A 13,173-nucleotide genomic window follows, 5' to 3' on the forward strand; every position below is an offset into this window, starting at 1 on the left:
CTCATCGCGTGGCTGAAGAAGACCGGGACGCGCACGCAGGTGGCGCTCACGCCGATATCTTCCGAATGGAGGATCTTCCGCGTTTCGTTTGCCATCTTGAGCTCCTCCTTCGTGTAACCATCCTCCGCGAACACATCGATCTGCGGGACGGCATTGAACGCGATCTCACGTTTCTGCGTGCCACTCGGCTCGTGGCGCCCTGCAAGCGCAGCTTCCGATTCCCTCCGGAGCCCCTCGACCGCCGCCGCGCCAGCACCAGCCACCGCCTGGTACGTGCTCACGATGACGCGCCGCAACGGATTGACGCGATGAATCGGATTGAGGGCGAGCAACATCGGAGTCGTCGTACAGTTGGGCTGACTCACGATGCCGCGGTGCCACTCCAGGTCGTCCGCGTTGATCTCCGGAATGACAAGCGGAACCGACGGATCCATACGGAACGCGCTCGAATCATCGATCACGAAGCTGCCGTTTGCCGCCGCGATCGGCGCATACTCCCGAGATGCCGAACTCGACGCCGAAAGGAACACGATGTGGTCTTCGGGCGTGAAGCTTTCCGCCGACGTTGCTTCGATAACGATTTCCCTACCCCGGAACCGCACCACCTTCCCGGCCGAGCGCTGCGTCGCCAGGAGCCGCAGCCGACCTACCGGCACCTCCCGCTCGTCGAGAATCTTCAGGAACTCCTGCCCGACGATGCCGCTTGCACCGACGACCGTGATGTTGAACGCCTCCATCGAGGGCTCCCGGGGTGAAGGTGTGATACCGGCATGGTACGGGCTCGTCGTCACCCAGTGAACCGCAGGCGACCAAGGCCGGCACGCCGTACACTCCCCGCACTATCGAATCGGGGTGCGGTATGCAATTCGACGAAATCACCTACAACGTCGAAGGTCCCATCGCTTGGATCACCTTCGATCGGCCCCAGTACCGGAACGCGCAATCTTGGCGTCTTCTCGACCAGTACGACCAAGCAATGGACAGCGCACTTGCCGATCCGGCCGTCCGCGTCATCGTGACCCGCGGTGCAGGCGGCAACTTCTCCAGCGGCCACGACCTGGGCACCCCGGAGCATTTGGCCGACCGCGCGGCGCGAGGGATCGCCGATGCCGGCATCGAGTTCTACGAGAATTTCCGCCACTACAACCTCGACCTCCTCGTCAAGTGGCGCAACGCTTCCAAGCCCACCATTGCCATGGTCGAAGGATTCTGCATCTTCGCCGGTTGGATGATGGCCGCTTGCGTCGACCTCGTGTTCGCCGCCCGGAACGCTCTCTTCCTCCCTGCCATGCTCGAGTATTTCTCGCTTCCCTACGACGTTGGCGTCCGGAAAGCCAAAGAGCTGATGTTCGAGAGCCGCTTCTTGACCGCCGAAGAGGCGTGTGCGCTCGGCTTCGTGAACCGGGTATACGAGCCCGAAGATCTCGAGCGCGAGACCCGAGGCTACGCACTTCGCGTCGCGGAAAACAACCCCGTCGTAGTCCGACTGTCGAAGGCAGCAGCCAACCGCGCACAGGACCTGATGGGCTATTCCGCGTTTCTCGATGCTGGGCTTTCCGATTACCTCGTCATGATGGCGAACCGGGGCGAGGCACGCACACGCGGCGGTCGTCGTCTGGGTGGCGTCGAACTTGCGCTCAGAGGCCTTCGCGGCGAACGCCCTGGCCTCACGCCCCCGTCCGATGCGGGCGCAGCCGAGTGACCAGCCGGTCCGCCAACTCGCCCATCTCGGGAATGCCAAGCGCGAGGCTCATCGCGGCGTAGGTCGCCGCCCCTGCGCCTACCCCAGCTATCGCGGCGAGTGCGGCATCGAGCCGACTCCCCGTCCCGATGATGGCGACCGCCAATGCCACGGCCAGGCCCATCACGCCTCCGGCCACCGCCACCCTCGCAAAGACTGCCAGCTCCCCCGCTGGGTTCCAACCGGTCCGCCGGAGATATACGACATAAAGACCAAGCCATTCGCACCACGCCGAGGCACTCACCGCGAACGCGAGACCCTGCACCCCGTACCGTTCCCAGAGTGTCGCTCCGAGCAGCAAGTTGATAACCACTGCCGTAACCGCGAACAGAACTGGAGTGCGGGTATCCCCAAGCGCGTAGAACCCCCGACTGTGGATCTCGATCCCCGCCTGAGGCACGATACCGAGGCAATACCACCCGAGAGCGGCGGCGGTCATCAGCGAATCCGGACGGGTAAACGCACCCCGCTCGAGCAGCGTGATCGTCGCGGGCTCACGGAGCAGCGCGAGCCCGATAGCCGAGGGAACCGTCAGAAAGAGAATCAGGCGGAGCACACGCGACACCGTTCGTGCCAGGGCCTCGAGATCTTCGCGCGCTACCTGTCCCGCAAGTCGCGGAAAAACCGCAGTCGAGAGCGCCATCCCGAAGAGCCCGAGAGGGAGCCCCGCCAACAGCCACGCGTACGTCATGTTCGAAATCGCCGAAGCGCCAACTCGAGAGGCGAAGTAGCCCGTCACGACGAAATTCACCTGGGCTGCGGCGAGCCCCACCACACGGGGCGCCATCAGCCGCCCCACCTCCCCCACGGCAGGGTCACCCCAGCCCAGCCCCACGCGCGGTCGAAATCCCTCCCGGAGGACTCCCGGCACCTGAATGCCCAGGTGCATCCCGGCGCCGAGAACGACACCGAAAGCTAGCCCGTTGACTCCCCACCGGTCCGCCAGAACCACGGCCCCGAAGATGATGCCGACGTTGTACAGCATGGGCGCCAGCGCCGGAAGCAGGAACCGCTCCCTGCCGTTCAGCATCCCAGTCAACATCCCGCTCGCAGCGAACAGCAGCGTCGAGAGCAGCATGATGCGCGTCAGCTCCACGGCCCGACCGGTCAGCTCGTCGGAGCGCCCGATGTCGTCTCCGAGACCGGGTGCCATCGCTGGCACCAGCAACGGCGCGAGAAAAAACGCGATCGCGCACAACGCCAGCGTGGCGAGCACCACCAGATTGAGCACCCGACTCGCCAGTACCCAGGCTGCCGACGCACCCTCGCGTTCGAACTTCCTCGCAAAAACCGGAATGAACGCGCTACCGAGCGTCGCGCCCGCAAGCACCTGGAAGATCAAATCCGGGATCCGAAACGCGACGTTGTAGGCATCGAGCTCGGGCGAAGCCCCGAAGACGTTCGCGATCACGACCGTCCGCACAACGCCGAGCAGCCGCGACCCCACGAAGCCGAATGCCACGATCGCCGCCGCGAGCGCAAGACCGCCCCCGACCCGTGCGCGCTCTACCGTCCCCGGCGTTTCGGCCATGCGCGCATCCTACGGCCCACTCGGCCTACGGACGCCGCTCCGGCGAATATCGGACAGTCGCGATCTCCCACGGACGAAGCGTCATGGTCGTTCCTTGCGCACCCGGGGAGATCGTCCCAAGGGGTTGTTCGAGCAGATCGACGCGCTCCGCGTGCCGTCCGTCGAACGAAGGGCCACCCAGCCCAATCTCGCCGCCGATGGGGCCCGCATAGACTCTCACCAGCGGATCGCCGGTCACTTCGCTGCGGCACGCAGCGCTCAGTGCCGCGTCGCCCGAAACCGAGATAAGCGGCACACGTGGTCCCAACGAGCCATCGTGACCGTTCGTCGCCCATCCCAGCGGTGGAAAGGCCCACGCGTGGGCCAACTTCTGAATTCCCGCTTCGTGCCAATCGCCAGCGTAGGGGAGGACCGCAAAGGCGAACTCGTGGCGTCCCAGACACTGGCTATCGACCGTCGCGATGGTCGGACCGGCCCCGCCGCGCCTGCTTCGCAGGTCCGGTCGCGAGAGCCAGCCAACGCAGCGAAGCAAGGTCAGTGCCAACGCCTTCCGCCCCCGCCAGTCGACCAGCTCACCCTCCGGAAGTCCACGGTTGCAAATCGCCACTCCCACGCCTCGCCCCTCTGCAGCAGCGAAGGTCTTCTGCGGGACGGTAGTCGGCGGTAGCTCCGCGCTCGTGCCGTTCCACGGTGGTGGCTCCAGCGGCCTCCGGGCCACGTGGAAATGATTCTCGGTCACGATGCTCTCTGGTTCGAACGGAAGCGGAACCAGCGCGCGAAGGCGATGGTCCTCCGCCAGGTTCATGACGGCGACACGCACCTCGACCAGCGGGAGGCCTCGCCAAAGGCGCACGCGAACGTCGATCGGCTCGAGAACACGTTCCCGGCGCCGCCGTCGTCGCCCTCGCGTGAGCGATGCCGGAAGCCCGTAGGTCAATGTGTAATGGAGCTCCTGCCAGGTGGCCGTACTCGACGTGCCGTGGACGGCCACCGCAACCGGGCCGTCGATCCCGTCGTCCAGGATATCGGCGTTGTACTCGTCCCCGCGGTCCCCCTCCGAGATGAACACGAGCACCGGGTCGAACCGCAGCCCACTCGTGCGGTCTCGCAGCTCGAGCACCGAACCGCGGAGGCGGATGTCGAACCGCTCCGAGCGGATGCGGCGTGCGCCTGGCGCAGATTCCATCCGCCCAGTCGCCGCGGCGACCGGGACCAGCAGCTCTAGCCCGACCGCATCCGTCGGCGGGAGGACCGCCGAAAGGCGTGCTCGCTCGCTCTCCCGGACCACCACCTCCGCCGAATCCGCTAGCCCACCACGGACGATGGCGCCGACAGCCTCGCGCACCGCTCCCTCATCCACCACCGTGATGTCCGGACCGACCGTCGTAGTGACCCGCAGGTGGCGTTCTCCAAGCTGCCATTCCATCGACTCGATGGCGTGCACGTCGAACCGCTGCTCCCGCAGGAAGTCGAGGTGGCGTAGCGCCCCATTCGGCGAAACCGTCTCGCGCACCAGTTCATTTCCGCCACCCGTTGACTGGAGCGTGAACGGAATCCGTTCCCCGTTCGGCAGCTCGAGAGCGTCGAAAACGGCCCAGTCGGCTGGAACGTCCGCCTCGAGGATGGCAGGGGCGCCCTCCACCGGCCGGAAGACGGCCAGGCCACCTTGTGGCGGCGTGGCTACCCGCCGAATCAGGTGCGCGGCGGACTCTCGCGCTACCTGCATGGCGAGCTGCTCGGCCCGGTCGTAGCGGGGCAGCATCTCGCGGTGTACCTGGTCCACGCTGCAACCGCAGATCGAATCGTGAGGCGTGTTCTCGAGTGCGATGGCCCACGCATGCCGAAGCGCCGGCGAGCCGTCCGGGCCCGCGTGCAGGCGAGCCAACAATTCGAGGGGTTCAGCGTATCGCTCCAAGGCTCGCGCCACCTCGAAATCCCGCTGCTTCAGATAAATTCGAGACGATAGCACCCCCACCAGGACATTGGAGCGGTCGGAGGAGCGGAGCTCGCCTCGGTGAACCACGTCGTCGACGCCCGCCTCCAGCACGGCAGCCTCGTACTCCGCCAGCGTGGCCATACGAAACGTGTAGCCACGTCCGGCGGCCGCCTTCAGGGCGCTGGGTACGTGTGGCTCCATCCGGGAGTGGTCCGTGCCGTTCATCAGAAGAGCGGGCAACCCCTCCCGGAGGTCGCGCTCTTGCCGCCGAACGCGTTCGATCAGATCGTCTGGCTCGGCGGGGAGCCGCCATCCGCTGGAATAGCTATTCCGGAGGTAGAGCACCGGAATGCGCGTCCCGTCGGGAGCTTCCCACCAGAAACTCCAACCCGGGATGCTGTCCGGGACGCCCCGCCAAAGGCAGGCGCTCGTCAGGCCCAGCTGCCGCATCACCTGCGGCAGCTGCGCGATGTGACCGAACTGATCAGCGCAGTGGCCCACCCGCAGCGCTCCACCCATTCGCTCGGCAAATCGGATCCCACGCTGGAGACTGCGCACGTGCGACTCCGCCGAGGGGAGGAACTCGTCTGGTTGTACCCACCACGGCCCGATGACGATTCGGCCCGACTCGATGAGAGCGCGGAGCCGCCCCTCGTTCTCCGGGCGCAATTCGAGGTAGTCGGCGATGACGATGCTCTGTCCATCGAGATTGAAGCAGCGGTAGTCCGGCTCACGCTCCATGTGGTCCAGGAGTTCATCGATCATCTGCACCAATCGCCACCGCAAGAGCTCGTGGGGCTGGTACCACTCCCGGTCCCAGTGCGTGTGCGGAACGACATAGACGGTTCGGTCCATGGGCGCCGTCCCGGTCAACGATGGGCTCGGATTCTACCCCCTGGCCCCAGCTTGCGCCTTCCCCTTCGGCGGTGTTCCATCAGCCGGTGCCCACGTTCACCCGCGAGGGGTTGACGTTCGCTTTCGAGACCTGGGGCGACGCTTCAGCGCCACCAGTCGTTCTTCTGCACGGATTCACGAGCGACCTCCGGATGTGGCACCCGGTCGCCGAGGAACTCGCCCGAAGCTACCACGTCGTGGCGATGGACCTCAGGGGCCACGGCCGCAGTAGCGCCCCAGAGGAGATCGATGCCTACACCGCCGAAGCCCTTGCTGCCGACGTCCTCGCCCTCCTCGAACATCTCGACATCGACGTTTGCGCGCTCGTGGGCTGCAGCTTCGGCGGAATGATCGCCCTTCAGTTTGCGGTCACCTGGCCGGAGCGAATTGCGGCCATCGTGCTCAGCGATACGTCCGCCGCGTATCGCCACCCTGCCTACGACGAGCGCTATTGGGAGCGCGAAAGAGACATCGATACGGCCACCGACGTCGTCCGGCGCTTCGGGACGGCCGAACTCGGCCGTCGCAAAGCCATGGCGCTTTCCGACCCCTTCCTCGCCCGCGGCATCCGGGAGCGCTACGCCCGCCTCTCCACGGAGGGGTGGGTCGGCTGCGCTCGGGTTAGGAAGGAACGACCGGACCTACTTCCCATCCTCCAATCAACAATCACGATGCCCGCCCTGGTCGTGATCGGCGAAGACGACCCCGTTCGGAGCGCTTCAGAGGTCATGACTGCCCAGCTTCCCGAGGCCCGCGTGGTGACGTTCCGGGGCGCCGGCCATGGCGTACCGGTCCTCGACCCGCACGGCTTCGCACGCGAAGCACTCCGATTCCTCGAAGATGTCGAATCGGGCGTTCCCGTCGCTGGCCGCCGAACAAGAAACTGAGCGAGCCGTTTCGAATCGTTACGCTGACCTTCATGAAATCGAGCGCTTCACGTGGTAGAGTGACCCAGGACGCGACTGGCCCCTTGCGCGTACCCGTTGCCGCGGAGTCGCCCCATGGGACGTTCGAGTGTCACCGCCGAAAGGCGTCGCCAGATCATCGACGCCACCGTCAGGGTGATGGGGGAAAAGGGCTGGCAGGAAGCGTCCATCGACGAGATCAGCAAGGCCGCGGGAGTGAGTCGCGGTCTTGTTTCATATCACTTCGGCGACAAATCGGCGCTCCTCGCTGGCGTCCTCGAACGCTGCCGTGAAGTCTTCGTCGATACGGTTGCCGTTTCCGTCGGACCCGGGCTCGACCCGGTCTACCGGCTCCGGATGGTCACCCGCACGGCTATCCTCATGGCGCGGAAAGAATCGCTCACGTACGACGTCTTCCTCCACTTTACGGCAAGTGCACGGTCGGCCCCTGGCCTGAGCGGCCAGCTTCGCGATCTCTACAGAGATTTCCGCCGAGGGACCGCACGCGTCATTCGCGACGGTCAGCGCTCCGGCGCATTCCGGCTCGATGTCGATCCCGAGTCGGCTGCCGCCAACCATATCGGCACTATCATCGGTATCGCCTTCCAGTGGCTGCTCGACCCAGAAGCCTTCGACCTCGACCTTGCCGCCCGAAACGCCGAGGACGCGCTCGTCTCTCACCTCACGAAGCGATTCCCCATGTTCGCAGAGTCCGACGGCTGAATGCGGGGCCGCAGCATCTCGCTCCCATCACGTCCCCGACGCCCTTTCGAGCCCGACGGCTAGCCACCTCTCTCGAAGTATCGAGAGCCACGACTGCCAACTACTTGAATGCAATGGCGTTCGGGGGCGAACCGATCCCACCGAGCTTGTTCAGTGGGGCCGAGACCAGGAAAACCTCGTAACGCCCGTCGTCTGCGCAGTCCGCGGCCAGCCGCGAGAGATCCCAGAGCTCCCCGATGGCGATGCCGAACATTCCCAGCAGCCACTCGTGGAGGAAGCCGCCGTGTTCCCGGCGAGGCGGCCACGCCTCGACCGATGGTAGGTCGCTCGCGATCGCGCAGATGTGAAGGTTCCACAAATACTCCGCCATCGCTTCGCCGGCGGCGATCCCTGGCGCCCGAAAGGTGGCCATGTTCGCCAGGGCAACGCGCGCCCGTTCATCGAGCCCTTCGTACCATTCGGTCCAGCCGGTCCGGAGAAGGAGGACGTCACCGACTTCGAAACCCACTCCCTGCGCAGCGGCGCATTCCTCGAGCTCCGCGACCGAGACTCGCCGGTCGGACGCGAAATCGATCGGCTCACCCCGTTCCGCGAGAAACCTTCCAATGTCGAGGAGAACTGCCCTGCCGGCGATTCCGCGCCGCGCCCATTGGTCGATGCCGCCCCTCGACCCCGGCTTCCCCGTGACCTCCTCCTTCCGGATTCCGTTGTAGAAGCCGAATCGCGAATTTCCTACATGAACGAGCGTGTCCCACTGGCTACTCGCCTGAGGGTAGAAATTGTCCAGGACGTCGTCGTGGTGGATCGGCCCACCGAAGATGGTCTGTCGCAAAGCGCCCCGATTGAACAGCGGAGGGTCCGGGAGCTCCAGGTTCCAGTTGAGGGGGAACATCACACCGCGCTGAACCAGCCGCGACGCGCGGACGATTCGCTCCGGCGTTTGGAGGTTGAGCATGCCAACTTGGTCGTCCTTTCCAAAGAGCCACCAAGCCGAACCGGGAGGTGCGCCCTCGACGGTGGGAAGCTGGTCGAAACGGGGTAGCGTGACTTCGTCGGTCATGGTGCGGGATTCTACCCCGTTCCACCCCGCGAAAGCCCTCTCGTCGCCGAACATCAGCGGTTCAGCAGAAAACCCGCCAAAACCGCTGCTGACACCGGGTCGTCGGCAAAGACGATGGTCACTTCGTCCGTGAGCGGCGCCAGCTGAATGACCGTCACGCCGTCCCCACGAGTCGCCGTCGTCATCGCCGCGCCGATTTCGAACGTCGTCGCTCTCATCCTGAGGAGCTCGAGGTGAGCCGCCGCGAACTCGCCAGCATCCTTGGGATCTCGAAAACGCACGCGCAGCGCAAGCACGCTTCTGCCCGCCGCCCGGTAACGCAACAGCGAGTCGCCGGCCCATCCCTCCGCTGCTTGCGCCGCCGCGAGCGATGGCAGCCCAGTTTGAAGGTAGCTTCGCAGCAGGAACTCACCCAGGCGGTCGGTGCCTTCCAACTGCCAATCGTCGCTCGGAACGCTGCTGGGCACGGCTGGACCCGCGAAGCTCCAGCCCGTGAGGTCGATATCGGGATGAAGTATCCGCGCAGTAGCGGACGGCCCCCCGGCACGGAGCAGCCGGTCGACCGCCTCCGGATCGCGCCCGCGCAGGAGGGCGACCCACTCCGCACCGCTGCCGTACATGAATGCGAACTCCCGCCCCAGAGCAGGTGGCGGCGGCGGTGCGGCCGATGGAGGCTCGAGTGCGGTCGCATCGACGAGGCCGGGCATCAGGGCCGAAGCTGTCCACCTCGACTCGGTCCACACGGCGTCGCCCTCGAGCAACGCGTGGAGCGCCAGCCAGGAATCGATCGAATCCACCGCCCGTTCCAGCGCATCCAAGTCGAAGTGGTAATCCTGGATCGCGTGGACTAACTCGTGCGCCAGAAGCCGTTGCTCCCAGGGCGCCAACCCATCGGGTGAAGCCGGCAGCGGGCCGTCGCGGATGAGCCAAACCTCCCGTCTTCCCGGGACATAGACCGCGCCCGCCGAGCGCTCCAGGGAATCACGAACGGCCGTCGAGTAATCCATCCCCCCCGGAAGCAGGCCGAGGAGGCGATAGACGTCCCCTATGGCGGCTTCCCGCGCAGTGGCCGCTGCGCCTTCCGACGCGCCCAGCACTTCGGAAAGCTTCTCGCGTGGCACGGTCCCGATGCGGATCGTCTCGGGGGGCGCGAGCCCACGCTCTGCTGCCACCCTTTCCAGCATCTCCCGGTACAACTGAGGGAGTCGTTCCGCTTCGAAGGAGTCTCCACCGCGCCCGCAGCCAGGCATGAAAACGGCCGCGAGCGGAACGAGCAAGAAGAGACCGAAGCCCCACCGGACCGCCGCCGAAGCTTGCCCAACCCGTCGCACGTTGGCTATCCTCCAGAAAACGGCGCATTCGTCTAGTGGCCTAGGACACCGCCCTCTCAAGGCGGAGATCAGGGGTTCGAATCCCCTATGCGCTACCAGCGACCGACCCAAGGGCCCGGGCAACGTACCCGGGCCCTTCGTGTCTTCCCACCCGGACCGAAGCCCACGGAGGGAACCTGACCATGCCATTCGCCGACGAAGCGACCATCGCAGAGTACCGCAGCGCCTGGGAGTCATGGCAAAAGCAGCTCCAGCACCTCCACCGCGTCTTCCTCGATGGCGAGCCAATTCGACCTGACCAACTCAAAGGCCTGCTCGGCCGTGAGGCCCGGGCGAAAGAGCGCTGGGAGGCCGCCCGCCGGCACCTGCTGGGGCTCGACTCTCCCCTCGCCGACCTGCCTGCCCACGACGGGCCGAGAAAGATTCCGTCAAGCGACGCCTGATTGACGGGCCATACGGGCCCGCTCTTTCGGGGCGCACTCGCCTAGAATGAAAGCAGCATGGCTCGACAAGCGACGGTGGCGCGCCCGCGACTGAACCGAACCACCGCGTACCTCGTCCTCGCGTTCCTGGCCACGTTACCCGTTGCCGCCTTCGCCCTCGGACCGCTCACCAGCTCGAGCTTCGACCTTGGCGGGCCGGCCGGACCCTTTCTCGCATTCTCCGCTGGTGTCTTGTCGTTCGTTTCGCCCTGCGTCCTGCCCCTGGTGCCGATCTTCATCGCACAGATCTCCGGCGCGAGTATCGAGGACGGTCGGGTTGTAGCCAGCCGTCAAGTGACCTTCACGCACGCCGTAGCGTTCGTCACCGGGCTTTCGGTAGTCTTCATCACCCTCGGCGCCGCCGCCGGGCTGTTCGGCTCCTATGTCCTCGTCGACAACCAGCAGCGACTCGGCGAGATTGCCGGCGCCATGCTCGTGCTCATGGGCGTCCTCGTCGTTCCACCCCGCGGTCGCGCCGAACCGCTCCTGTCCGCGCTCTTGCTCTTGCTCTGCACCGGCGTGTTCATCCTCCTAGCCGACCTTGGCGACCTTCAAAATGACCGGCTCCGCCTCGCCGCGCTCGGTGCCGTCCTCCTCGTCGTGTGGCTCAGGTTCGCCGGATACATCCAGCTCGGCCTCTTCCAGCGGACACTCGAAATTCCCCTCGCGCGGAGCCACCGCGTCAGCTACCTTCGTTCCGCCTTCGTCGGGGGAGCATTCGCGCTCGGCTGGACTCCGTGCGTCGGGCCGATTCTAGGTTCGATTCTCACGCTCGCCGCAACGTCGGGCGAGGCTCTGCGCGGTACCTACCTCCTTACCTGGTACGCTGCCGGCATGGCAGTGCCCTTCCTCATAGCTGGCCTGGCTGCCGCCGATGCCCAGCGTGTCATTCGCCGCATCCAGCGTTACGGACCATTCATCGAGGTCATCAGTGGCATCACGCTCATCGTCGTCGGCGTCCTGCTCGTGAGCGGGCGCCTCACCGCATTGAACGATTTCTTCACCTTCGCGGACTTCAACCAAGGGCTCTGAAACCCTCGGCCGACTCGGCGTTCGAGAGTGCCCGCAAGAAGACGCCGTGGTACGCTCAAGAAGAACTCACGCGGCGCGTTCGTCTAGAGGCCTAGGACGCCACCCTTTCAAGGTGGAGATCAGGGGTTCGAATCCCCTACGCGCTACCACGTAACCAACACGACGGCCATATCAGCCCCCCTTATCGAGGTCAATTGGTGGGCTGAGCGGCTGCTACATTCGCTGAACGGTGGGCTCGATACCATCGGCGTGCGGCCCAGGCGGGCCACGATCGAGCCGGTTCGGCGGGTTCTTCCTGATGAGCGCGGCCAGGTTCGCCAGGGTGATCCCAGTCCGCCGCCGAAGAAACCACACCCGTCTCCCCGAGCTACAAGCACATCCCTTGGCGCCGGAGGAGTCGTCACTGTGCTGCGCAGGCCGCGCCGGCGTGGGTTTCCGGCCCGCGTGAGCAGGCCCAGGCGGCTTCCGCCGAGGGCCGAGGCGCGCCGAGAGCTCGGCGTCGCGGGTCCGGCTCGTGTCATGCCTCCTTGCATTCCGTGGCCGTGGGAACCGTCTGGGAGATCGATCCCAGCTATCTGGCGACCGGCACCCTCGAGTATGTCCCCGGACACGTCCACGAAGCGAAGGTCGATGATTTCATGCCGGTGACGCGGTGCGACGGAGAGATAGCCCGTTCCTTCCGGCAATACGTCTATCGCGGTGGTGACGGTGCCTGGGTCGAACTGTCGATATCGAAACTGCGGGCGAGGTCGATCATCGTCGACGCCAACGCGGGCCGTATCCAGCCGCGCACCATAGGCGGAGGGACCGCAGGCATCATGGCTGCTGCTACGGGCGACGATCTCCTCGGATCCGACGCGGTCATCGCCGAGGAATTAGGGAACGCACGCGTGTGGGGGCTCGGTGTGCCGTCTCATGACCTGCCTACAGTGGGGCAGGACGGGAACGATAATCCGCGGACCATCCATGCCGCGGTCCTTCAATACGGAACTGACGATAACGGAGCCGACGGGACTCGCAACGTCTAGCAGTAGTGAGACCTCATACCGCCGGTGGTCGCCCAGTGTGAGCCTGGTGGGCTCAATTAGCACTCATTGCCTAACCCGCACCCTCACGTGCGGCTGGGGCTTGACGACGGCCTATCTTCTGTGGCGATTCTCGCCCGCCGTCCGTAACGCCGGAACACAAGGGCCCATTGCCCGGCCACTGCGTGCGACTACTCATCCGACCAGTCCCGCCGAGGAGGTCTGCGCGGCACTTACCCAGCTAGCCATCCAGCCGCAACTACTTCCGCCTGCTCCAGCACCGTCTGCGTCGCCTTCTCCTGCTTGTCCGGCGGGTAGCCGTACTTGCGCAGGATGCGCTTGACCAGCACGCGCAACTGCGCACGAACGTTCTCGCGCAACGTCCAGTCGATGGTGACGTTGTTCCGCACGGCCTGGACCAGCTCCCGTGCGATCGTCCGCAAGGTCGCATCCCCCAGCACCTTCACCGCGCTGTCGTTGGTCTCCAGCGCGTCGTAGAAGGCGAGTTCCTCC

At 65.6% G+C, this 13,173-nt stretch carries 12 protein-coding genes and 2 tRNA genes; 8 read left to right on the top strand and 6 right to left on the bottom strand.

What is annotated here, in order from left to right; genetic code table 11:
* The coding region (locus VAE53_RS06195) for an aspartate-semialdehyde dehydrogenase (RefSeq protein WP_322818503.1) at window positions 1–737 on the bottom strand (737 nt) is incomplete at its 3' end.
* Between the two features lie 122 nt (window positions 738–859).
* Here VAE53_RS06195 and VAE53_RS06200 point away from each other — a divergent pair.
* Window positions 860–1,702: an enoyl-CoA hydratase-related protein gene (locus VAE53_RS06200; RefSeq protein ID WP_322818504.1), complete on the top strand. Its 843-nt coding sequence runs from the start codon at window positions 860–862 to the stop codon at window positions 1,700–1,702.
* Here the strand turns inward: VAE53_RS06200 and murJ are convergent.
* On the bottom strand, window positions 1,668–3,272 hold the full coding sequence (gene murJ, locus VAE53_RS06205) for a murein biosynthesis integral membrane protein MurJ (protein ID WP_322818505.1): 1,605 nt from the start codon (window positions 3,270–3,272) through the stop codon (window positions 1,668–1,670). The genes VAE53_RS06200 and murJ overlap by 35 nt on opposite strands.
* A gap of 25 nt (window positions 3,273–3,297) precedes the next feature.
* Window positions 3,298–6,063, bottom strand: coding sequence for a hypothetical protein (locus VAE53_RS06210; RefSeq protein ID WP_322818506.1), 2,766 nt, complete (start codon window positions 6,061–6,063; stop codon window positions 3,298–3,300).
* A gap of 86 nt (window positions 6,064–6,149) precedes the next feature.
* Between VAE53_RS06210 and VAE53_RS06215 the strand changes: the two genes are divergently transcribed.
* Together VAE53_RS06215 and VAE53_RS06220 are read left to right on the top strand one after the other, a co-directional pair.
* Window positions 6,150–6,989: an alpha/beta fold hydrolase gene (locus VAE53_RS06215; RefSeq protein WP_322818507.1), complete on the top strand. Its 840-nt coding sequence runs from the start codon at window positions 6,150–6,152 to the stop codon at window positions 6,987–6,989.
* Window positions 6,990–7,103: 114 nt separating this feature from the next.
* The gene (locus VAE53_RS06220) at window positions 7,104–7,730 is read left to right on the top strand and encodes a TetR/AcrR family transcriptional regulator (protein ID WP_322818508.1); all 627 of its coding nucleotides are present in this window, start codon (window positions 7,104–7,106) and stop codon (window positions 7,728–7,730) included.
* Window positions 7,731–7,830: 100 nt separating this feature from the next.
* Here VAE53_RS06220 and VAE53_RS06225 read toward each other — a convergent pair whose 3' ends face one another.
* Together VAE53_RS06225 and VAE53_RS06230 are read right to left on the bottom strand one after the other, a co-directional pair.
* Complete coding sequence (locus tag VAE53_RS06225) at window positions 7,831–8,790, bottom strand: cyclase family protein (protein ID WP_322818509.1); 960 nt, start codon at window positions 8,788–8,790, stop codon at window positions 7,831–7,833.
* A gap of 53 nt (window positions 8,791–8,843) precedes the next feature.
* Entirely contained in the window at window positions 8,844–9,986 is a 1,143-nt protein-coding gene (locus VAE53_RS06230) for a hypothetical protein (protein WP_322818510.1), read from the bottom strand.
* 156 nt (window positions 9,987–10,142) lie between these two features.
* Between VAE53_RS06230 and VAE53_RS06235 the strand changes: the two genes are divergently transcribed.
* The 5 genes from VAE53_RS06235 to VAE53_RS06255 all read left to right on the top strand — a co-directional run bounded on the left by VAE53_RS06235 (window position 10,143) and on the right by VAE53_RS06255 (window position 12,663).
* A tRNA-Glu gene (locus VAE53_RS06235) sits at window positions 10,143–10,219 on the top strand.
* A gap of 84 nt (window positions 10,220–10,303) precedes the next feature.
* A complete protein-coding gene (locus VAE53_RS06240; protein ID WP_322818511.1) occupies window positions 10,304–10,564 on the top strand; it encodes a hypothetical protein in 261 nt (86 codons plus the stop codon).
* Between the two features lie 57 nt (window positions 10,565–10,621).
* Window positions 10,622–11,635, top strand: coding sequence for a cytochrome c biogenesis protein CcdA (locus VAE53_RS06245; protein WP_322818512.1), 1,014 nt, complete (start codon window positions 10,622–10,624; stop codon window positions 11,633–11,635).
* 72 nt (window positions 11,636–11,707) lie between these two features.
* A tRNA-Glu gene (locus VAE53_RS06250) sits at window positions 11,708–11,784 on the top strand.
* 393 nt (window positions 11,785–12,177) lie between these two features.
* Window positions 12,178–12,663, top strand: a complete 486-nt coding sequence (locus VAE53_RS06255; protein WP_322818513.1) for a hypothetical protein — start codon at window positions 12,178–12,180, stop codon at window positions 12,661–12,663.
* 230 nt (window positions 12,664–12,893) lie between these two features.
* Here VAE53_RS06255 and VAE53_RS06260 read toward each other — a convergent pair.
* On the bottom strand, window positions 12,894–13,173 hold a 280-nt coding region (locus VAE53_RS06260; protein WP_322818514.1), incomplete at its 5' end, for a type I restriction enzyme endonuclease domain-containing protein.

This window comes from Tepidiforma sp. (genome assembly GCF_034432735.1).
Taxonomy (GTDB): Bacteria; Chloroflexota; Dehalococcoidia; order Tepidiformales; family Tepidiformaceae; genus Tepidiforma.

Coding starts and splice junctions, on each gene's coding strand:
- VAE53_RS06200 (WP_322818504.1), top strand. CDS start 860: ATGCAATTCGACGAAATCACCTACAACGTCGAAGGTCCCATCGCTTGG.
- murJ (WP_322818505.1), bottom strand. CDS start 3,272: ATGGCCGAAACGCCGGGGACGGTAGAGCGCGCACGGGTCGGGGGCGGT.
- VAE53_RS06210 (WP_322818506.1), bottom strand. CDS start 6,063: ATGGACCGAACCGTCTATGTCGTTCCGCACACGCACTGGGACCGGGAG.
- VAE53_RS06220 (WP_322818508.1), top strand. CDS start 7,104: ATGGGACGTTCGAGTGTCACCGCCGAAAGGCGTCGCCAGATCATCGAC.
- VAE53_RS06225 (WP_322818509.1), bottom strand. CDS start 8,790: ATGACCGACGAAGTCACGCTACCCCGTTTCGACCAGCTTCCCACCGTC.
- VAE53_RS06240 (WP_322818511.1), top strand. CDS start 10,304: ATGCCATTCGCCGACGAAGCGACCATCGCAGAGTACCGCAGCGCCTGG.
- VAE53_RS06245 (WP_322818512.1), top strand. CDS start 10,622: ATGGCTCGACAAGCGACGGTGGCGCGCCCGCGACTGAACCGAACCACC.